The organism is Maribacter spongiicola, from assembly GCF_004364165.1.
GTDB lineage: Bacteria > Bacteroidota > Bacteroidia > Flavobacteriales > Flavobacteriaceae > Maribacter > Maribacter spongiicola.
The window spans coordinates 52,660-77,916 of record NZ_SOAY01000015.1 but is presented as its reverse complement, the minus strand read 5'-3'; the positions used below and the strand labels follow the sequence as shown (position 1 = coordinate 77,916).

General features: G+C 37.2%; 4 protein-coding genes. All 4 read left to right on the top strand.

The annotated features are described in order from the left end of the window. Positions 1-21 precede the first annotated feature (21 nt). The 4 genes from CLV90_RS17230 to CLV90_RS17215 all read left to right on the top strand — a co-directional run bounded on the left by CLV90_RS17230 (position 22) and on the right by CLV90_RS17215 (position 25,020). A complete protein-coding gene (locus tag CLV90_RS17230; protein ID WP_133688761.1) occupies positions 22-1,554 on the top strand; it encodes a cryptochrome/photolyase family protein in 1,533 nt (510 codons plus the stop codon). Positions 1,555-2,281: 727 nt separating this feature from the next. After that, positions 2,282-2,521, top strand: coding sequence for a hypothetical protein (locus CLV90_RS17225; protein ID WP_133688760.1), 240 nt, complete (start codon positions 2,282-2,284; stop codon positions 2,519-2,521). Continuing rightward, positions 2,521-16,356, top strand: coding sequence for a Calx-beta domain-containing protein (locus CLV90_RS17220; RefSeq protein WP_133688759.1), 13,836 nt, complete (start codon positions 2,521-2,523; stop codon positions 16,354-16,356). The genes CLV90_RS17225 and CLV90_RS17220 overlap by 1 nt, the downstream gene beginning before the upstream one ends. Positions 16,357-16,938: 582 nt before the next feature. Continuing rightward, positions 16,939-25,020 (top strand): Calx-beta domain-containing protein, encoded by an 8,082-nt coding sequence (locus CLV90_RS17215; protein WP_133688758.1) that lies wholly within the window; start codon positions 16,939-16,941, stop codon positions 25,018-25,020. Positions 25,021-25,257: the final 237 nt, after the last annotated feature.

Here is a 25,257-nt window from a genome sequence, read left to right as displayed (position 1 = left end):
CACGAAATAACAGACAAGAAAATGAAAATAGTACGTTTAGTTTTAGGTGATCAATTAAATCAAAATCATTCGTGGTTTTCTTCGGTAAATGATGACATCACTTATGTGATGGCTGAAATGAGGCAAGAGACCGATTATGTAAATCATCATATTCAAAAAGTGACCGCCTTCTTTCTCGCAATGCGAAGTTTCAAAGAAGACCTTTCTACAAAAGGGCATAGTTTCATGTATTATCAACTAGATGATAAAAACAATCCTCAAAATTTAGAGCAAATTATTTTAAATACGATAGCCGAAACTAATGCCGATAAATTTGAGTATCAACTGCCAGACGAATATAGACTTGACCAACAGCTACAACAAATTTGTAGTTCTTTAGATATTGCTCATGATCATTATGATACCGAGCATTTTTACACGACTAGGTCTGAGCTGAAAGATTTCTATAAAGGTAAAAAGCAAATGGTCATGGAAAGCTTTTATAGAATGATGCGTAAAAAGCACGATATAATGGTTCAAAATGACCAACCGGAAGGTGGAAAATGGAACTACGACCAAAGCAATAGAAATAAATGGAAAGGGCAACCACCTATACCTAAAGAAAAAGAGTTTATTAAAAATGTAGATGAAATCACTGAACTTCTTAAGAATGCCAATGTGCAAACAATGGGTAGCATAGATTCAAAATCATTTACATGGCCAGTAACTAGAGAAGAATGTTTAAGCACGTTAGACTATTTCTGCAAACAACTTTTACCGCATTTTGGGGATTACCAAGATGCAATGCATAATGACGAAAAGTTTCTTTTTCATTCTAGATTATCTTTCGCCATGAATGCTAAAATACTATCACCAAAAGAGGTTATAGCTGCTGTTTTAGACCATTTTTATGATAAATCTATCGATATTAATATCTCTCAGGTAGAAGGGTTTATCAGGCAAATTTTGGGCTGGAGAGAATATATGAGGGGAATCTACTGGAAAGAAATGCCTCAGTACAAACAATTAAACACCTTAAAAAACACTAATAAATTACCAGATTTCTTCTGGACGGGCGATACAAAAATGAATTGCCTAAAAAAAGCTATTGGGCAAAGTTTAGATGCTTCGTATGCTCATCATATTCAACGCCTTATGGTCATTGGTAATTTTTCTTTACTGACACAAATAGACCCCGATGAAGTAGATAAATGGTATTTAGGGGTTTATATTGACGCCATAGAATGGGTTGAAATTACCAATACTAGAGGTATGAGCCAATTTGCCGATGGTGGTGTCGTGGCAACAAAACCTTATGTAAGCAGCGCTAATTACATCAACAAAATGAGTAATTATTGCGGTGATTGCCACTATAGCCACACCAAGAAAATTGGTGAAAAAGCATGCCCTTTTAACTCGCTATATTGGAATTTTCTAGCTGAAAAGAAAGAACATTTTAAAGACAATCAACGTATGAATATGATGATGGCACTTTTAGATAAAATGGACGGGAACAAGCTTGCAGAAATACAAGAAAGAGCTGCTCATATTATTGAAAATCTAGACACAATTTAATGGTTATTTAAAGTAAAATTAACACCTCAAAATAGTCTAAATTATACTTTTGAAACGTAAATATTTTGAACATTCCGCGAGAGCGCCTATATAAAGAAAACACCTTTTCATAGTTATGAAAAGGTGTTTTTGTTTGGTCTAAATTCGAACAGAAATTAGTATTTATAATTTGAAATTCTACTTCCACAAATCAGCTCTAATCTGTTGAAAACATTGATTTTATCGACGAAATACATACGTCTCCTTTAATTGTTTTTCACCACTTTTTTAACAACAGTTTTAACACCCCACAACAATTATAAATGAAGTGTAAAAACTACTCTTTACTTATAATTCTGATAAAACATTATATATAACAATGTGTAAAATATTGATTTTCAATTATTTATGTTTATTTGTTTTTTGTACGAAAATATTTTTTATCACTATTGAAAGAAACGGATTACAATATAAATACCACAGATTTACAGCGCTTCACAACAAGTATTAAATATTCAAAAGGTATCAGCGTTATTTTGCCAACGTATGTTCATCGACGAATTACACCGTGTGGACAATAAAATTTAGTTTTTAAACAGGTAGATTCTAATTTTGTATCTGAATTAGATCCCAAATCTGTTCTAAAAACTTTTCTTAACCTACTAGCCAATAATGTTTTGCATACAACTTGCAATCATTTTTGATAAGGTTAAGTATTAAAATTTAAGAATTAAACTTAACCATTATTATGAAGTCAATTGACACTTCTAACAACATTATCACCCAATACAGAAATTTAACTTCTGTACATTCTAAATTAGAATGGCACGCATCTTCGAATTCTTATTTCGGAGTATACAATGTTGACCATACGGTGAAGAACACTACAGGTGCTCATCAAGTTGATCTTTTTCATGTCTCTAAAACGATTTCAACTTCCCCTATTTTTTCAAACGGTACATTTTCAACTCAAACAAAGAATTTATAATGAAGAATTCTACTTTCATAAAATCGACAATGTTATTATTTGTCATCTGGTTCTTTTTTGGTTCTGCAGATATAATGGCACAGACCTTTTCTGTATCGGATGCAATTGCTGACGAGGGGTCTGATTTAACCTTTTCAGTTACCTCAGACAGTCCGTTATTTGGTAATTATACTTTCGATATAGTATATGGAGATATTATAGATACAGCTATACCTGCTGATTATTCAGGTTCAAATTCCGTAACCTTGTTCTTTTTTGGAACTACTAGAACTTTTACAGTTGCCGCTCTTAATGACGACTGGGTAGAAGACACGCAACAAGATTTTACATTAACTTTGAGCGATCCTTCCGGTACTTTTTCTTTTTCAGACCCTACAGGTACAGGTACAATAGTTGATACCGATGTAGCTTATGTTACAGGCGGTAATTACGATATTACAGAAGGTGGGGAAATACAGTATGTTTTAAGATTATCTAACGGCATCAATTCTGGCGGACAACAATACGTTGGTATTGAAGATGCTTATAGTGTTGATTTTTCTGTTGAAACAAACCCTACCTCAACGAGCCCGGCAACTGATGGTTCTGATTTTAATTCTTTTACCACTACAGTTAGTTTTCCTGCTGGTTCGGTAGCTGGTTCAGAAATAATTATTCCTATACCAACTATTGATAATACTATTGTTGAACCTTCTGAAGAATTCAACGGAGTTAAGTCTAGAAATGCAGCGGAAGCTACCAAATATGGTTCTACACCATCTAGAGTTAGTATAAATACCGAACGTTCTGCATTACGTATTCATGATAACGATATTGCTACGGTTAATTTAAGTAATACTACCGAATTAGAATCTGTTGGTAATGCTAGCATTGTATTTACTTTAAATGGAGAAGTTCAAGATAATTTTAGAATTGATTATGCTACCGCCAATAGCACGGCAACCCAGCCTTCAGATTATGATGAAACAATTGGATTTATAAATTTTAATGGAACTAACGGTCAAAATTTTTCACGAAACTTTAGGGTGATAGATGATGCCATTATAGAAGCAACCGAGTTTTTTACGGTTGCGCCTTCATACAATCCAGACCCTAATACAATGACGAACTTCGCACCACAAAACATTGTTTTCGTTGCTGGTGAAGGTCGTATCACAATTACCGATGATGACTTGGATAGTGATTTTGATGGCGTTAACGATTTAGTAGATGAGGATGATGATAACGATGGTATTACCGATGTTAACGAAGGTAGTGGAGATGCTGATGGTGATTCAATAATAGATAGTTTAGATTCTGATTCTGATAATGACGGTTGCCCAGATGCTGTAGAAGCTGGTCATACCGATCCTGATAACGATGATTATTTAGGTACTTCTCCTATTTCTGTAACCTCAACAGGTTTGGTAATCGGTCAAGGTGGTTATACTGGTACAGATGCTAAAGTAACCACAGCAGCACAATCTGTAAGTATTACATTGCAACCTACCGATAGAGTAGCTAACTTAGGTGATACGGTTACCTATACAACAGCGGTTAGTGGAACTGCACTTAGCTATCAATGGGAAGTTAGTGCTGATGATGGTGTTAGCTGGAATCCGATTTCAAATGGCGGAGTTTATTCGGGAGCTACTACTACTGCGTTGACATTAACTACGATTACAAGTACAGAAAGTGGTAATCAGTATCGTTTTAGTGCATTTGATAGTCAAAACTTATGTACACCATATACTTATTCTAATGCCGCTGATTTATTTATTAGACCTACTATAGCCATTGCCGATGATAGTACTGCCGAAGGCACTGACCTAGATTTTGCAGTTACCCTTTCTCACGCAGTAAATGAGGTAGTAACTTTTGATTTATCTTATACAAATATTACTACGTTAGCCGCAGACTATACGGCATTAGCTAATTTTTCTATTCCAAGTAATACCATAAATACAAATATATTAATACCTGCCATTGACGATTCACTTATTGAAGGTGATGAAACCTTTACTCTAAGTATGACAAATGAATCCTTTAATGCTGGTAATATTACAGATACCGCAACGGGTACAATTACAAATGTAAATTTACCTTCTGCTGGTGACGGGGTTTCGATAGCCGATTTTTCTGTGATTGAAAATGTGGGCACCGTAAACTTTGTTTTAACATATTCGGGGCCAACTGTTCAAAATGCATTTACAGTCGATTATGCAATAACCGATGTATCTACAACGTCTAGTTCTGATTATAATGTAAACCTAACGGGTCAAATTACTTTCCCTGCCGGCACTGCCGATGGCGATACCCAACCGCTATTATTAGCAATTACAGATGATACCGTTATTGAAGGTGACGAAAGTTTAACCGTACAAATATCGAATATCTCAAATAGCCTTCTAACCATTACCAATGCTAATGCTACTGGTACAATTATAGATAACGACACTACCCCAACTACTGGTTTATCGATTGCAGATGTCAACTTTAACGAAACAACTGCATCAGCAAATTTTGTAGTAACCTATAATGGTGGTAATGTAAAAAACGGCTTTACGGCAGACTATACGATAACCAATGGCACGGCTACTTCGGGCATAGATTATAATGCTATTTTATCTGGTCAAGTATCTTTCCCTGACGGTACTACAGGTGGCGCAACCCAACTTGTAAGTGTTACTATTGTTGATGATCTTATCATCGAGGGTAGTGAAACCTTAAATATTGAATTAACCAATCTATCTTCTACCCTTATCAATTTGGTTGACCCATATGCAGTGGGCACTATTGTAGATAATGACACAAAAACAACCACAACAGGTTTAACTGTTGCCGATATCATTGTAAACGAAGGTGTTGGCACAACTAATTTCGTAGTGACCTATAACGGTGGCGAACTGCAAAATGCCTTTACAGTAGATTATACTATAACTGGAGCTACAGCTACTGCGGGCGCAGACTTTAGTGGTAATCCTACGTTATCAGGTCAGTTGACATTTCCTGCCGGAACTAAAAATGGAGATGTACAAAATGTAAGTATCAACATCAATAACGATACTATTATTGAATCTAATGAAACCATCAATTTTCAATTAACGAATTTATCAACAACATTAATTAATTTGGTCGATGCCAATGCAATTGGCACCATAACCGACAACGATGTTAAAACTGCTAGCACAGGTTTAAGTGCTTCTGACTTCTCTGTTAGCGAATCGGCCGGAACTACAAATTTCGTAATCACTTATAATGGTAACGATGTTCAAAATAGCTTTACCGTTAATTACAACATCACAAATGGTACCGCAATTGCAGGAAAAGATTATAGCACTACCCTAGCCTCAGGACAATTAACTTTCCTTGCTGGCACTACCAATGGCGCTCAACAATCTATTCCTGTTACTATTTCAGAAGATTCTTTTATAGAGGCTACAGAAGATTTAAACATTCAGCTTTCAGGTCTATCTACAACATTAATAAACATTGTAGACCCAACTGGTACTGGTACTATTACTGATAACGACAATACGGCCACAAGCGGAATAGATTTTCAAAACGCAACGGTTACCGTTACCGAAGGCGATACCAATGGTACGGTAAATGCAACTTTTGTAGTTGAATTTAATGGTGATTTAGATACTGGTGAAAGCGTTGAAGTAGATTATTTTGTTAATAATGGATCTGCTAACAATGCAACAGATTTTAACCCTAATGCTACCATACAAACCTTAACTTTTACCAATACTGTTAAAACTCAAAACATTGTTGTTCCAATCATAAGTGACAATGTTATTGAAAATGAAGAAGACTTCTTTGTAAACTTAGTGGCTATTCGCTCTAATGTTGGTATTAACTTATTAAACAACCAAGCTAGAGGTGTTATCACCGATGATGATGGCGGTGCTGTTTCGGTTACAGGTTTTACTATTATAGAACAGACCAACAGTATAAATTTCGATGTTACGTATACAGGAGATAGATTAAATGGTGGTTTTACCTTAGCATATTCCATTGCTGATGTTACCACAACTTCGGGTGTTGATTACACTTTAACTACAGCCCCAGCTACATCAGGTACATTAACGTTTACAGGTGTAAATAATGAAGTACGTTCAGTTCAAATTAATATTGTAGGTGATAATTTCATTGAGAATAACGAAGATTTAAGAATTACAATCTCCAATCCGTCTTCAACTAAAATTAGCATCACAAACGCAGATGCAATTGGTACCATTACAAATGACGATACGGGAACTATTGCAGTTACCGGTTTTTCTGAAGATGAACTAAATGTTACTGCAAATTTCGATGTAACTTATACAGGCAAACCTATTAATGGTGGTTTTACAGCAACATACCAAATAACCGATAATACAACAACCGCCGGTAGCGACTATTCTGTTGCATCACAAAGTGGTACCTTAAACTTTTCTGGTGCTACGACCGAAGTTATACAGGTGCCTGTCAATATTCTTCAGGATGCTTTAATTGAAGGAGATGAAAACTTACGAATTACTATTACAGCTATCTCACCTAGCATAATTACGGCTACTAGCCCAACTGCAATAGGTACAATTAGAGATATTAACCACTTACCTACTGCTGTAGATGATTCTTTTGTAGTTTTTCAAAATCAAACCACGGCAAATATTACCGTGCTAGCAAATGATGATTATGGTTTTGATGGTCCGGCATCTACCAATCCTTTACAAATAGTAAACAATCCAATTAACGGTACGGTTACTATTAGAGATAATGGTACACCTGGTGATGCTACTGATGATTATTTTGAATATCAACCTAGTCCGTCATTTAACGGTAACGACTCTTTTAGATATAAAATAGTAGATTCTAATGGATCCGAAGATCAAGCGGTAGTCAATATTTTTGTAAACGATACCAACCTTAAAAAAGATTTTGAAATTCGTTATTCTGGTAGTATTAATGGTGATTTCACTATGATTGCCAATAATGTTCTTTCAAGAAGCGCCACGGGTAATTACAATGGCGAAGCTGGTAACCATAGTTTCTTTGACAACGTATTTGTTGATATCGACTCTGATCCAACAACATTTAACTCTACCAATGCCAACTTAGCTAACCCTGAGCCTTCATTAAGCTGTTTGAATATTAAGAAGGCCTACCTTTATTGGGCTGCTGCAGATAAAGAATATGATGGTACAACCGGTGGTGGTGCTATAGAACCTATTTGGAACTACAATCAGGTAAAATTAATGCTACCTGGTCAATCATCTTATACCACTGTCTCTGCAGATGAGGTTATTTATAGAGGAAGAAATGATCATTTTCAAAATGACCCTTACGTTTGTATTAAAGATATTACAGACGATATAAATGCACTTTCTACTCCATTTGGTTCTTACCAAGTAGGTAATGTAAAGGCTACTGAAATGGACTTACGTTCGCACGGTATAGCTAATATTACCGGTACTTCTGGTGGATGGCAAATTGTCTTCGTTTATGAAAATGTTTCTCTTGACCCTAAAAACATTACACTATACGATGGTTATGTTCACACTTTTGCATCTAATGGTGCAGGTGAAACTGAATTTAACTTTAGTGGTTTTGAGACTATCCCGAATGGAAATATAAATGCCGATGTAATGTTAGGTGCCTTAGAAGGTGACCGTGATCTTTCTGGTGATCAATTATTAATTTACGACGCTAGTAACAACTGGTCTAAACTTTCTACGACATTACGAGATGAAGATAACTTCTTTAATAGCCGTATAACTATTGATGGTCTTAATTATGTAGATAGAAATGCTGCAAGTACAAATACCTTAGGTTTTGATGCTACCGTTTTTCCATTAGCAAATACAACTAATAGATATATAGCCAATGATCAGACTTTTGCCCGTTTTAAAATTACAACGGATCAAGAATCATATGGTCTATATCTAATGGGCTTAAGTGTAGATGTTTATCTACCAAGTTTAGGTGCCTTAAGTTTAAATACAAACGCAACAGGACCTTTCAATGCAGGTGATACGGTACCTTTAACATTAAATGTCACCAACACTGGTAATGATGACATTCAAGATTTGGTGATTACTACGGTATTACCAATTGAGGCGGATTTTGCGAGTGTAGGTACATTACCAGCAGGTGTAACACATTCTTACGACCCAACAACAAGAACCTTAACTTTTACAGCCCAAAATGGTTTCACCGATATGGGTGATAGTTATGATCTTGATTTCAATATTGAAATTATCGAGGCTTGCCACTTTTTAGAGACAGCTTGTACGGCTAGTTTTGAATTACAGGCAAATGCTACCTATAGTGGTGTTACTAATGGCGACCCAATTACCACCAATAGTTCTTCTTCTACAGATTCTTGTGGTATTGGTACGCACACACCAACTATTATAGATGTACAACAACCGCCACAAGTAAACTGGTCTACTGCACCAAATGCCTTAGACAGAACTGTTGCGTGTGATAATATTGCTGCACTAAACAATTCCAATGCCTTAATACCGGCTACCGCGTCTTGTAATTTTACATTAGATAAAATTGCTGGTAACTTTGTACAATCTGGCGCATGCCCAACGGAAGGTACGTATACCAATACATGGACATTTACCGATGCTTGTGGTAGAGTAAGTTCTACATTTACTCAGGTTATTACCATTGAAGATAACGAGGCTCCGACTTTTAACGAGTCTTTGCCACAGGACTCTTATGCCGCACATGATAATATTCCTGTAGCTCCTGTACTTTCCGCTAATGACAACTGTGATTCTAATTCTACAGTTAATTTTACAGAAACGTATGATGGTGACAATACAAGTACGGATTATACAATTATAAGAACTTGGACTACCAGTGATTGTGCCGGCAACAGTACAAGTCATACACAATATATTTACGTTAGTGAAAATGGTAACCCGATCGGTATTAGCATTAATGATGTTACCGTAAATGAGGATGCAGGTACTGCGGTTCTTGAAATTACACATACGGGTACAGTTTCAGGTGGTTTTACCTTAAACTATGCTACAGCAGATGATACTGCTTTACAACCTGGAGATTATGTTTCAGCGTCAAATACTACTGTATCTTTTGCAGGTACGAACAATGAGGTCCGTTTGGTTACTATAACAATTAATGATGATACAATTATAGAAACTACCGAGCAGTTCTTTGTACAACTTACTAGTGCTACAAATACACCTACAATTAATGATAATGAAGGTATAATAAGCATAACAGATAATGATAACGTTCCTGGCAGTACTGGTATCTCCTTTGCCGATGAGAATGTTATTGTAACAGAAGGCACTAACTCATTTGCTAGATTTGTGGCTACGTTCACGGGTACTATTGCTCCGGGTGAAACGGTTACTGTTGATTATGTTACTGCTAACGGCACCGCTATCGAACCTGAGGATTACACTTCTTTTGCAGGTATGGTGACATTTAACAGTACCACGAACTCAGTAAACATAGATGTTCCAATAATTGACGACAGTTTTATAGAACCATCAGAAAATTTTACAATTACATTATCTAACATACAATCAAATATTAATGTTGGCTTTCTTGATGAACAACCTACAAATACCGCTACAGGCACTATCAATGATGACGATAATATACCTGGCACAACGGGTATATCATTCCAGAACAACAACATCACTGTTGATGAAGCTGCAGGTACTGCAACTATTAATGTTTTACTCACTGGTAATGTTCAAGGCGGATTTACGTTAGATTTCACAACTAATGATGATACTGCTATTCAACCTGGAGATTATAGTTCTAATAGTGGACAATTAACTTTCGTAGGTACTGACGGCGAATTACAGCCAATTACTGTTGCCATTAACGATGATGGTATAATTGAACTGACCGAAGGTTTATTTATTGATCTATCCAATCTTTCTACAACATTAATTGCAATTAATGATAATCAAGGCGTCATCAATATTACAGATAATGATAGCATTGCCGGTACTGGAATTTCATTCCAAAATGATGATATTACCATTAATGAAGCCGATGGTACTGCAACCATAAATGTGCTCTTAACTGGTAACGTTCAAGGCGGATTCACTTTAGATTACGCTACTGATGATGATTCTGCCATTCAACCGGGAGATTACACCAGTATTGCCGGTCAATTAACTTTTACAGGTACTGACGGTGAAATTCAACCTATTACAGTAACAATTATTGATGATAATATTATTGAAGCTGGCGAAAGATTATTTGTTGACCTTTCTAACCTTTCTACATCATTAATATCCATTAACGACAACCAAGGTAATATCAACATTATCGATAACGACAACATACCAGGCACAACGGGTATCTCGTTTGAAAATGATGATATTACAGTTGATGAAGCGGCTGCTACGGCAACCATTAATGTACTTTTAACAGGAAATGTTCAAGGCGGGTTTACCTTAGATTATATCACTAATAATGACACTGCTATTCAACCAGAAGATTACACTTCAACATTTGGTCAGTTAACTTTTGCGGGTACCGATGGTGAAATTCACCCTGTTACCGTTACAATAATCGATGATAACATTATTGAAGCTATAGAAAGGTTATTAATAGATCTTTCTAATTTATCTACCACTTTAATTGCAATTAACGATAGTCAAGGTAATATCAACATTACTGACAATGATAATGTTGCCGGTACAGGTATATCTTTTCAAAATGATGACATTACCGTTGATGAAGGTGCCGGTACAGTTACTGTCAATGTTTTATTGACTGGAAATGTAGGCGGAGGCTTTACTGTGGATTATATTACTGGCGATGATACCGCTATAGAACCAGATGATTATACTTTAAGTACTGGTCAATTAACTTTTGCAGGCACCGATGGTGAATTACAACCTATTACCGTTGCCATTATAGATGACAGTGCTATTGAGACACTAGAAAGACTATTTGTAAATCTTTCTAACTTATCTACAACTTTGATTGCCATAAATGACAACCAGGCTAACATTAATATTACTGACAACGATAATATACCGGGTACTACTGGTATTGCATTTGAGAATGATGATATTACCATTGACGAGGCTGCAGGTACAGCAACAATAAATGTCCAATTAACAGGTAATGTTCCTGGCGGTTTCACTTTAGATTATACGACCAATAATGATACTGCTATTCAACCAGGTGATTACACTCCTGTTAATGGGCAATTGACATTTAACGGTAATGATGGAGAAATTCAACCAATAGTTGTTCCTATTATTGATGATAATATTATTGAAGCGACTGAAAGGTTATTTGTTGACCTATCTAATTTATCGACTTCTTTAATTATTATAAATGACAACCAAGGGAATATCAACATTACGGATAATGACAATATACCGGGTACAACAGGTATTTCTTTCCAAAATGATGACATCACGGTAGATGAAGCTGCAGGTACGGCAACTATTAACGTGTTATTGACCGGTAACGTTCAAGGCGGATTCACTTTAGATTACACCTCAAATAATGATTCGGCTGAAGAACCAGGTGATTACACTGCTAATGCAGGCCAGTTAACCTTTGCTGGTACAGATGGTGAAATTCAACCTGTAACTATAACCATCATTGACGATAATATCATTGAAGCGACCGAAAGATTGTTTGTTGACCTTTCTAATTTATCTACGACCTTAATTGCGATTAATGACTACCAAGGGAATATCAACATTATAGATAATGATAATGTGATCGGTACAGGTATCTCATTTGAAAATGATAATATCATAGTAGATGAAGCTGCTGGTACTGCCACTATAAATGTAGTATTGACCGGTAACGTTCAAGACGGATTCACTTTAGATTATACGACTAATGACGATACAGCCGCGCAACCTGGTGATTATACCACAAGTGCAGGACAGTTAACATTTGCTGGTATAGATGGTGAAATTCATCCTATTACCGTTAGTATTATCGATGATAACTTAATTGAAATAACAGAGAGAATATTTGTTGACCTTTCTAATCTATCAACTACTATTATCGGATTCAATGAAACCCAAGGAAATATCAGTATCACTGATAACGATAACATACCGGGAGTTACTGGTATTTCGTTTGAAAATGATAATATCACGGTAGATGAAGCTGCTGGCACGGCTACAATCAATGTACAATTAACAGGCAATGTACCTGGAGGATTTACCATTGATTATGCTACTGCAGATGGTACTGCTATTGAACCTGGCGATTATACCAGCAATTCTGGTCAATTGACCTTTGCAGGTACAGATGGTGAATTACAACCTATAACAATTGCTATTATTGATGATAATTTCATTGAAGCAACCGAAGTGTTGTTAGTCAATTTATCTAATCTTTCAACTACATTAATCGGTATAAACGATAACCAAGGGAATATCAATATCACAGATAATGACAATATACCTGGTGTTACTGGAATATCATTTGAAAACGATGACATTACGGTAGATGAAGCTGCAGGTACAGCTACAATTAATGTATTGTTGACTGGTAATGTTCAAAGCGGATTTACACTTGATTACATCACTAATAATGATACAGCTGTGGAACCTGGAGATTATACCTCTGATGCAGGACAGTTAACCTTTGCTGGTACCGATGGAGAAATTCATCCTGTTACCGTTACCATCATTGATGATAACATCATTGAAGCTACTGAAAGATTGTTTGTAGACCTTTCAAACCTATCTACAACTTTAATCGCCATCAATGATAACCAAGGCAATATCAATATCACCGATAACGATAACATACCGGGAGTTACTGGTATTTCGTTTGAAAATGATAATATCACCATAGACGAAGCTGCAGGTACGGCGACAATTAACGTATTGCTTACCGGAAACGTGCAAGGCGGATTCACATTAGATTATACAACAACTAATGACTCTGCTATTGAACCGGGTGATTATACTACTAGTTCAGGTCAATTGACATTTGCCGGTACTGACGGAGAAATTCATCCTGTAACCATAACTATTATTGATGATTTATTAATAGAGTTTACCGAAAGTCTTTTCGTAGATCTTTCAAACTTATCTACAACTCTAATTGCAATAAATGACAATCAAGGAGTTATTAACATCACTGATAATGATAGTGACCCATCTCTGTATGGAGTTCAATTTGATATCACTTCTATTGATGTTAATGAAGGTGACGGTACAGTTTCTCTTGATGTTATTCTTAATGCTGATGTTCAAGATGAATTTACGGTAGAATACTACACTGTAGATGTTACTACATTAGATGGTAGTGACTACACTGGTGTTCCACAAAACACTCAGACATTGACATTTGGTGGCACAAATTCAAATACACAGACCATCGTAATTCCTATTATCGATGATACGTTGATTGAATTTACAGAGGACTTCCAAGTAATTCTTGAAAATATCTCCTCGCCTATTGTAGGTATTCTTGCCAATGATACGGCTACAGTGAATATTATTGATAACGATGCCAACCCATCACTTTACGGTGTTGAGTTTGATACTACTTCAATTGATATTAATGAAGATGCTGGCACAGTTACTTTAACTGTCGTTCTTAATGCAAATGTTCAAGATGAGTTTACGGTTGAATTCTACACTGTAGATGGTACCACGTTGGATGGTAGTGACTACACCGGTGTTCCTCAAAACACTCAGACATTGACATTTGGTGGTTCAAATTCAAATACACAAACCATCGTAATTCCTATTATTGACGATACTTTCATTGAATTTACAGAGAACTTCCTAGTAATTCTTGAAAATATCTCCTCGCCTATCGTAGGTATTCTTACCAATGATACGGCTACTGTTAATATTATTGATAATGATGCCGACCCAACTTTATATGGAGTTGAGTTCGATGTTACCTCTATAAATGTTAACGAAGATGCGGGAACCGTTTCTATTGATGTTGTGCTTAATGCAGATGTTCAAGATGAGTTTACGGTTGAATACTATACGGTTGATGTAACTACAACAGATGGCAGTGATTACACCGGTGTTCCTCAAGATACGCAAACATTAACATTTGGCGGTGCAAATAGTAATACACAGACCATTGTAATTCCTATTACAGACGATGAGTTAATTGAATTTACTGAAAACTTCAATATTATACTTGAAAATATCTCTTCACCGATTGTAGGTATTCTTGCCAATGATACGGCTACTGTGAATATCATTGATAACGATGCCGACCCATCACTTTACGGTGTTGAGTTCGATACTACTTCAATTGAGGTAAATGAGGATGCCGGTATGGTTTCTCTTAATGTAGTACTTAATGCAGATGTTCAAGATGAGTTTACGGTTGAATTCTACACCATTGATGGTTCTACTGTTGATGGAATGGATTATACGGGAGTTCCTCGTAATACGCAAACATTGACTTTTGGTGGTACAAACCCGAATACACAGACCATAACAATTCCTATTATTGATGATATCATTATTGAAGACCCTGAAACGTTCAGTGTAATCCTTGAAAATATCTCGAGTCCGATCGTAGGTATATTATCCGATAATATTGCCACGGTTACCATTATCGATAATGACGGTAATGAAGGTTGGCCAACAGATGAAACTATTGAAGCTTGTGATGCAATACCTGAGGCTTCTGTAATTACTTCCGATAGCGCTTGTGCCATTACTGTTGTTTATGAAGAACTGATCGCTGGTCAGGACGACGAATGTGCCACGGAGTATACCATTACCAGAACATGGACGATTACGGATTGTGTCGGTAACGTTCGTACACATACACAAGTAATTACTATTGAAGATACGGTCGCACCGACCTTCAATGAAACGCTACCTCAAGATATGACGGTTGAATGTAATATGGTGCCTGATGCATCTATATTAACGGCTACAGATTCTTGTGAGCCTAATATTGAGGTAACGTTTACAGAAACGATTACCAATGACGAAAACTGTGCCCTAGGGTATACGGTTACCAGAATATGGACGGCTACCGATTGCGCAGGTAACATGGTAGAACATACCCAAGTAATTACCGTAGAGCCTACAGGACCTATTATGAGCGAAGCTTACGAAGAAGAAGTTACCATAATATGTGGTGATGATATTCCTGAAGCACCAGAAATGGTATTCATAGGTGGCTGTGGTAATTTTGATGTGGTCTACAATGAAGAAACGCAACAAGCCGATGGTTCCGATGATTATATGATCATTAGAACTTGGAACGTTACCGATTCTTGTGGCAACACTGCTTCTTTTGAACAGATCGTTTTTGTGCTGCAACCACAATTGCAAGAGATTACGATCAATATTTGTATCGAAGAAGAACCGATAGACCTATTGAACTACCTACCGGCAGATTTTGATCGTAACGGCACGTTCATGATCTTGGAAGGCGATGTAGTATTGGAGCGGAACATTTTTGACCCTATGAACCACGAACCAGGTGAATATAAAATTGCCTACAGTTCTACCGAGGGTACCTGTAAGTACTATGTTGACTTTACGGTTATCGTGGATACGGAGTGTGTACCATGTGGAAGAGGTGATATAGAAATTTCTAAAGCGGTGACAGCCAACGGAGATGGTGTCAATGATTTCTTTGAAATCAGAGGCGTTGAGTATTGTGCTTTCAGTTTCGATGTAATGATCTTTAACCGTTGGGGCACAAAAGTTGCCGAGGTCAAGGATTATCAAAATGACTGGGGCGGTGAATCTCCCGATGGTTCTTTCGGTCAATCTGGAATGCTGCCTACCGGTACGTACTATTACATTGTTACTGCTACCGATAAAAATACGGGTGCTATTTTAGAACCAATTAATGGATATATCTATCTAGGTACCAATTAACCTTAGAAACATAATTTACAATGCCTCATCTTAATGAATGAGGCATTGTTTACATCTATAAGTATCTCTACCAACCAATGAAAAACCAACTATTCAGATTGAAGACGTTTTTTTAATTTCAGTTGAAAATTTTGACTCCAAAGGACTTTAAAAAATAGTTTAAAATCCATATTGTAGAAATAATTTTCAACCAATAGCATTTATAAAGTTGTGATTAGGTCCATTTTCTTGGCACACCTATTAATGTCTTAATAGTGAAATTTTGATGGCCGTATTAGAAATCTAAAGTTCTAGATGATGATATTTATTTTATAAATTTCAATTCTTTAGTATTTTTTGACATCATTAACCTTCAAAAGTTTGCTTCTCAACATATTAAATACAGCTGTTCTTCTTATAATTCTTTTAAAAAAGCATCGATAAAGGTTACGTTAAATCAGATGTCCTAATCACCAATGCCATTTCACATCAACACCAGCCGCTTTCGCAACAAAAAATGGGCAACGACAAATATCAAAGCTAACTTTGTGTTTGATAAAAATTATTCATTGTTTTTCATGAATGATTTAGCTAGAAAAGAATATGTTTAAATTCCTCCTTAAAATTACTTTTCTCGTTTTTTGTACAAGTCTATCTGCGCAATTAGATGTATCCCTAACGCAATCGGAGTCAATTTGTTCATCTGATGGTAGCATAACCGCAACGGCCAAAGGCGGAACCGAACCCTATCAATATAGAATTGTGAGCGGTCCTGTGATTAAAGGCTTTCAGAACTCAGGTACCTTTCTAGCTTTACAACCTGGAAACTATTCGGTTGAAGTACGTGATGCTACTTTCACTACTGTTTCTGGAAACATAACAGTTACAGGTAATTATGTACTTCCGAGTCTGAACCTTGGTATTACTCCTCCCTCATGCTCTAGTAGTTCTGATGGTGAAGTTACACTTACGGGTAGCAACGGTAATCATATTGGTACTGCGACTTTCCCTACCTATAAATATCGTATAGTTGATTTAAGTACCTCACCGCAAACCGTAATTCAAGAGCAAAATTCAGATACTTTTTCAGGACTGTCCGAAGGGACATATACTTTTCAAATAGAAGATGCATGTCAAAATACTGTCAGCGAAACGATAACGCTAACCGCTCCTTCTATCACTACAATAGGAGGTGCAATTGATTTCATTGAAAAAATTGCTTGTGATACTTATGAAGCGGAGTACTCACCTTTTGGGCGTGGTGTTTCCCCTCATCAAGTTACCGTGACCGAAGATGCTACAGGCACTGTAATTTTCTCAGGTTCCATAGATACTAGTTCTGGTCTTTCCTATAGTCTTGGGACTAACTATAATTTTGGAGCCGGCTATACTGCGAACATAGTTGATGCTTGTGGGCAAACTGAAAATAAGAACTTTACATTCACACCTGACATTGATATGTGGAGTCAGAAAGCATTTGATTGCTCTGGCGAAACTGCTTTTTTTGTATTCGCCTCATTGATGAATTCAAGTTCTCAAGAAGCTAGTATTTTAGTACCTGCGACCCTAACCCTAACCAATCAAACAGATGCAAGCGATATTCTTGTATATACCTTTACAGACCAAAATGATTTAGAGGCAGAAATTCGTGAAGCCGATATTCAACTTGGTGATACTTATGATGCTGTTTTACAAGATAGTTGTTCATATACCATGAATACCTCCCTTACATTTACACCAGTGGTAGCAACCACATTTGAAGCGAATGTGCGACCAGAACGCGGGTGTATGGACGGTACTACAGGTATGGGTTTCCATGTTAGAAACGGTGGAACCAATTATGGAAGGGTTACAATTTTATCTGGGCCCGCAAGCTTCACTTCTGAAGGTGGTGTTGTTACCAATTACAGCTACCCGAGAGTATTTGTGAATCCGAATGGAAGTTCTGTTTACCCAGAAGCATTTCCGCCGGGAATTTATGAGGCAGAAATTACAGACGGTTGTGAGACGGGTATTGAAACTTTTGAAATTTTACCTTCACAAACGGTTCAACATGATTTCAGCGTAGATTTTTTACAAGGTTGCGGTAATTCCAATTCTCTAATTATCAATCCGAACGTAATAAGTAATATCAACCAAACTTTCTATACCAATGTTACTATAACTAATCTAGATACAGGCAACTCGGTATTTCGTGAGAGTATATATTTTTTTACAGAAGGAACTCCGGTTACGGTACCTAATCTGCCAGCAGGCAACTACCAATTGAATCTTGAATTTCAGAGTGGCGGCGAATGTACTTCCGGCCGCGCTTTTACGTGTGCTTGTGAACCCCAATCCAGAAATGTTACTATACCAGCGTATATGTCTACTTCATTTGACAGTATAGTGGGTTATACTTGTACAGAAGGGTCAGGTGTTATTATCGCAGAAGGTTCAAATGGTATTGCACCTTATCAATATGAAATAATAAATTCATCGGTTCCCTCTAATATTGGGCGCACTTCAACAGATGGTATTTTTACGGCAACAAATGAAGGCACCTATACGGTTAGAATAACCGATAGTTGTGGCAACTCAGCTGATGGCGCTTTCGAAGTAGTACCTTATTCACCAAATCTAGTAGCAAGCTGTGATGCTTCAGGAACTCAGGTTACGCTAACAGCAAACCTGGTTACCAATGCTATTTTTACTTGGATCGATGATGCTGGTACTACGGTTCAACAAGGTACTAGTAACGAACTTGTTTTTGACCCTTTCGATGCTTCTCTAAGCGGAGATTATACATTACAAGTTGCAGCACCTGGTTTAAGTTGCACCATTTTTGATGGTTCTATTACCGTACCTAATATACCGTGTAGTTCTAGTATTGATGTACGTAAAACAGTTGAAACGGGCCCTATATATAATAGTGCTACTGATGAATATACCGTAACCTATAGAATTACAGCAGAGAATATCGGCGGCCTAGCAGGTTCTTATGATGTCATCGATACCTTTATATTAGGTAATGGGTTCTCTTTAATCAATGCAACTTTAGCTTATGGAGGCGAAAGTGACGGGGTTGATGGCGCCGTTTTAAGTCCGTTTACAAGTGGCGACCAAATTATTACAGGTGAATCAATAGCCGGACTTCGAACAGAAACTTGGCTAATAACCGCAACTTTTACTATAGATAAAGATTTATTCGATGCAACGCAAGATTGTACAAATGGCGGTGGATTTGGAAATCAAATAACTGTTACCGGTGACACCGATACTTCTAACAACACAGCCTGTGTACCTGTTGATTTTGGAAATCTAGAAATTACTAAAGATGGTGTCTATATCGATTCAAATACCAATGGGCTTACTAATGTAGGCGATGCAGTAAACTATACCTTTAGTATTATTAACACTGGTAATGTTCCTATTTCAAATGTAGTAGTATCAGATCCATTATTAGGAGGTGCTATAGCTGGCCCTGCTTCTGGCGATACAGACGCCGATGGTCAATTAGATACGACAGAAACTTGGGTTTACAGTGCAACTTATAGCATTACACAAACCGATATAAATAATGGTCAAGTAAATAATTTGGCTACGGTAACTGGCGAAGATACTGATGGTAATACTATCACAGATACTTCAACAGATCCAACACCTTGTGCTACATGTACTCCTGCCCCTACTTGTGTAGATTGTACCTTAACAGAAATTCCTAGCAATCCTAGTTATTCGATCAACGATTCTTCTACAGTAGAGGGAACAAATAATGTTTTTACCATTACGGCATCTAGTAGCATCAACCAAGACATCGTTTTTAATTTAGGCTATACAAATATAAATACCACCAATGCTGATTATAGCGGTCCAAGTACCGTTACACTTTTAGCGAATAGCACTTCGGTCTCTTTTAATGTTGCTGCAGTAGATGATAGTCTTATTGAACCAAATGAAACACACGAAGTTCAAATTTCTTATGCCTCTGTTGGTGTCTTAAACATTACCGATGATACAGGTGAAGGAGAAATATTGGACAACGACGGTGGTGCGGGAACAGGAATCAGTTTCGATACTACCAATGTTATTGTAGATGAAGATGCAGGTACGGCAATATTTACAATAAGGCTTACTGGTAATGTACCAGGTGGCTTTACACTAGACTATACAACTGCCGATGCTACTGCATTAAGCGCAAATGATTATTCTTCTGTAAGTGGCACATTAACATTTCTGGGTAATGATGATGAATTCTTTGAAATTATTGTTCCAATTACAGACGACGCTATTCACGAAGTAACACAATTATTTACCGTTGAACTCTCTAACCTTTCGACCATACTAATTGGTTTGAATGATACAAGCGCTACCGGCACCATTAATGATAATGATAATGCAAGCGTTTTTGCGAAATTTGTAGCAGTATTTGAAAGTGATTTAATCTATAATTTAGAAGTAGAATTAAATTCAGCGGTTGAGCATTCCTTTACCGTAGATTATGAAACTTTTGGTGATGAAAATATTGGTTTAGGCGGCACTGCTACTTTAGGTGCAGATTATGCTGCTAATGTAAATACAACCTTAACATTTCCTGCTAATTCACCTGCAGGAACTATAGTAACAATTCCCATTACTATTATCGAAGATGCGCTTATTGAACCAAGTGAAACAATCGTGCAAGTTTTAGATAATATTAGTGATCCAACCATTGGCATATTATCTCCTAACAGAATCTTTACCATACAAGATGATGACGGCGGTGCGGGAACAGGAATATCATTTGATAATGACAATATTACAGTAGACGAGTCTGTGGGTACCGCTACCGTAAACGTACTTCTTACAGGAAACGTACCGGGTGGGTTTACGTTAGATTATTCTACAAACGATTCTTCAGCAATCGCACCTGAAGATTATACAACTACCTCGGGTCAGTTGACCTTCGCTGGTACAGATGGGGAAACACAACCGATTACTGTTCCGATTATTGATGATAATCTTATCGAAGCTCTAGAAAACCTATTGGTAGACCTTTCTAATATTTCGACTGTACTGATTTTAATAAACGATACTCAAGCAACGGTAAATATTACCGATAATGATGCTGGTGGTGCAGGTAATGGAATATCAGTTGCAGATTTTACTGCAAATGAAAATGTAGGCACGGTTGATTTTGTGATTACTTATACAGGTGCTACAGTAGCCGATGCATTTACAGTAGACTTTACAATAACCGATGCAATGGCAATCTCACCAGATGATTATACAGTTGCAACAGCTACAGGCAATGTAAACTTCCCTGCAAATACGACCACTGGAACTACGCAAGTAGTAACCGTAACGATAATTGACGATGCTATTTTAGAAACAGCGGAAGATTTGAACATTACCTTGTTGAATATCTCCAATTCGCTTGTTGTTATGATAGATGCGGATGGAAGAGGAATTATCACAGATAATGAACCGCAACCGGACAATGATAACGATACCATTCCGGATTATGTTGATATGGATGATGATAACGACGGTATACCAGATATTGAAGAATGTCTAGGAGAAAACCCTTCCATGTTGACCTATACTTCGCGAAGCGGAATGAACATTTCGAATGTGGATTACGGCATTAGCGTTACCTCAACCGGTCAGCCCATAGTTGGCGCGAACGGAAATGGAATAGCATTAGAAGAGGATGCTCCAGGATATGAATTTACTTTTACTGAGCCAGTCGGAAGGCTGTCATTATCTTTTGGAAATGTGCATTCTAACAATGAAATAGGTGATTTTCAATTGACTTTAGCCGATGGAACCATAGTAGCTAATGCAGATTTTATACTAACCCATGACCCCTCGGAAGACCCTTATGATTATAATGGCCGAGAAACTGGCGGCGACCCCAATTGGGCTATTCGTTTGGTAAGAAGAGTTGGTGCACCCTATCCTGATGGAGTACATTATCTAGATAGAGGTACAGGAACAGGACAATCTTGGGGAATAGTGGTTTTTGAGGGTTATGAATTAAATCCAATTGTTCGCGTATCTTATTCGCAACACACAGGCCCTAATTTAGGGTATTCTATGGGAATTGGCGCTTTGACACCTGTTGATTGCGATACCGATGGCGATGGAGTTCTAAATCGATTTGATTTGGATAGCGACAACGACGGAATTTTAGATGCTCTAGAAATTGGACATGCCGTTGCACATACGAACGGAGAAGTAAATGGAGTAGTTGGGATTGATGGTATTCCTGATGCCGTACAGGCCATTGCAGATGATAGAGAATACAACTATACATTTTCTGAAAGTGTTGATGACACCGATACCATTTATGATTTCTTAGATTTAGATAGCGATGGTGATGGAATCCCAGATAATGTAGAGGCTCAAACTACAATTGGTTATGTTTCACCTGCTGACGCCATAGACGTTAATGGAGTTGACATGAACTATACAACAGGATTGACCCCAACCAATACAGATGGTACTGACAATCCAGATTATTTAGATACCGACTCTGATAATGAAGGTGGTAGTGATATTTCTGAAGCAAATATTACATTAGACGGAACAGATAGCGATAATGATGGCCTTGATGATGCAACTGATGCTACTTCAGATTATACAGATGTTGGAGGTACTATTGACAACCCTCTCAGTACACCATTAGTTTTACCAGATTCTGATAATGATGTAAGTACCGGTGGTGATGTAGACTTTAGAGACGGTAATTATGGTATCAGCTTCCAAAACGACAATATCACTGTAGACGAAGCTGCAGGTACAGCAACTGTAAATGTTCTATTGACAGGGAACGTACCGGGCGGGTTTACTTTAAATTATACTACAAACGATTCTTCAGCAATCGCACTTGGTGATTATATGACTACTTCTGGGCAGTTGACCTTCGCCGGTACGGATGGGGAAACACAACCGATCACAATTCCTATCATTGACGATAACCTTATCGAAGCTTTAGAAAATTTAGTGGTTGACCTTTCTAATATTTCGACTGTACTGATTTTAATAAACGATACTCAAGCAACTGTAAATATTACCGATAATGACAGCGACCCATTACTTTATGGAGTTGAGTTCGATACTACTTCAATTGAGGTAAATGAAGGTGATGGTACCGTTACATTGAACGTAGTACTGAATACCGATGTGCAAGATGAGTTTACTGTTGAATTCTATACTGTTGATAGGTCTACTGTTGATGGAATGGATTATACGGGAGTTCCTCGCAATACGCAGACATTGACATTTGGTGGTACAAACCCGAATACACAGACTATAACAATTCCAATTATTGATGATATCATCATTGAAAATCCTGAAACTTTCAGCGTAATCCTTGAGAATATCTCGAGTCCGATCGTGGGTATATTATCTGATAATATTGCCACGGTTACTATTATTGATAATGATGGTGATGAAGGTTGGCCAACAGATGAGACTATTGAAGCTTGTGATGCAATTCCTGATGCTTTTGTAATAACCTCTGATAGCGCTTGTGCCATTACCGTTGTTTATGAAGAACTGATCGCTGGTCAAGATGACGAATGTGCTACGGAATATACGATTACTAGAACATGGACGATTACCGATTGTGTCGGTAACGTTCGTACACATACACAAGTAATTACTATTGAAGATACGGTCGCTCCTACCTTCAATGAAACGCTACCTCAAGATATGACGGTCGAATGTAACATGGTGCCAGATGCATCTACATTAACGGCTACAGATTCTTGTGAGCCCAATATTGACGTAACGTTTACAGAATCCATTACCAATGACGAAAACTGTGCTCTAGGGTATACGGTTACCAGAACTTGGACGGCTACCGATTGCGCAGGCAACATGGTAGAACATACTCAGGTAATTACAGTAGAGCCTTCTGTGGAGATTATGAGTCAGCCTTACGAAGAAGAGATGACCATTATATGTGGTGATGATATTCCTGAAGCTCCTGAAATGGTATTCACGGGTGGCTGTGGCAATTTTGATGTGGTTTACAATGAAGAAACGCAACAAGCTGATGGTTCCGATGATTATATGATCATTAGAACTTGGAACGTTACCGATTCTTGTGGCAACACTGCCTCTTTTGAACAGATCGTTTTTGTGCTGCAACCACAATTGCAAGAGATTACGATCAATATTTGTATCGAAGAAGAACCGATCGACCTATTGAACTACCTACCGGCAGATTTTGATCGTAACGGCACGTTCATGATCTTGGAAGGCGATGTAGTATTGGAGCAGAACATTTTTGACCCTATGAACCACGAACCAGGTGAATATAAAATTGCCTACAGTTCTACCGAGGGTACCTGTAAGTACTATGTTGACTTTACGGTTATCGTGGATACGGAGTGTGTACCATGTGGAAGAGGTGACATCAATATCTCTACTGCTGTTACAGCAAATGGTGACGGTGTAAATGACTTTTTTGAAATTAAAGGTGCCGAGAGTTGTGCCTTAAGTTTCGATGTTATGATATTCAACCGCTGGGGAAATAAAATTGCCGAGGTCAAAGATTATCAAAATGACTGGGGCGGTAAATCTCCAGATGGTTCTTTCGGTCAATCTGATGTGTTACCAACCGGTACCTACTTTTATATAATACATGCGACAGATAAAAATACGGATAAAAAAATAGAACCATTTAGCGGATATATATACTTAGGTACCAATTAACCTTAGAAACATAATCTACAATGCCTCATCTTAATGAATGAGGCATTTTTTCTTTTATCTCCATAATTTTTCCATTTAAAACACTATATATAAGTCCATTATGAGCTCAAATTAGTTCATCCGAAAAAAATAACAATTAAACGAAAATGCTGTTTCAGAACGAATATTATGGGATGTCAGCCGTTATAATCTAATTCTTTCAGAAGAGCCATTAAATTTGTAAATAATAAGATAACC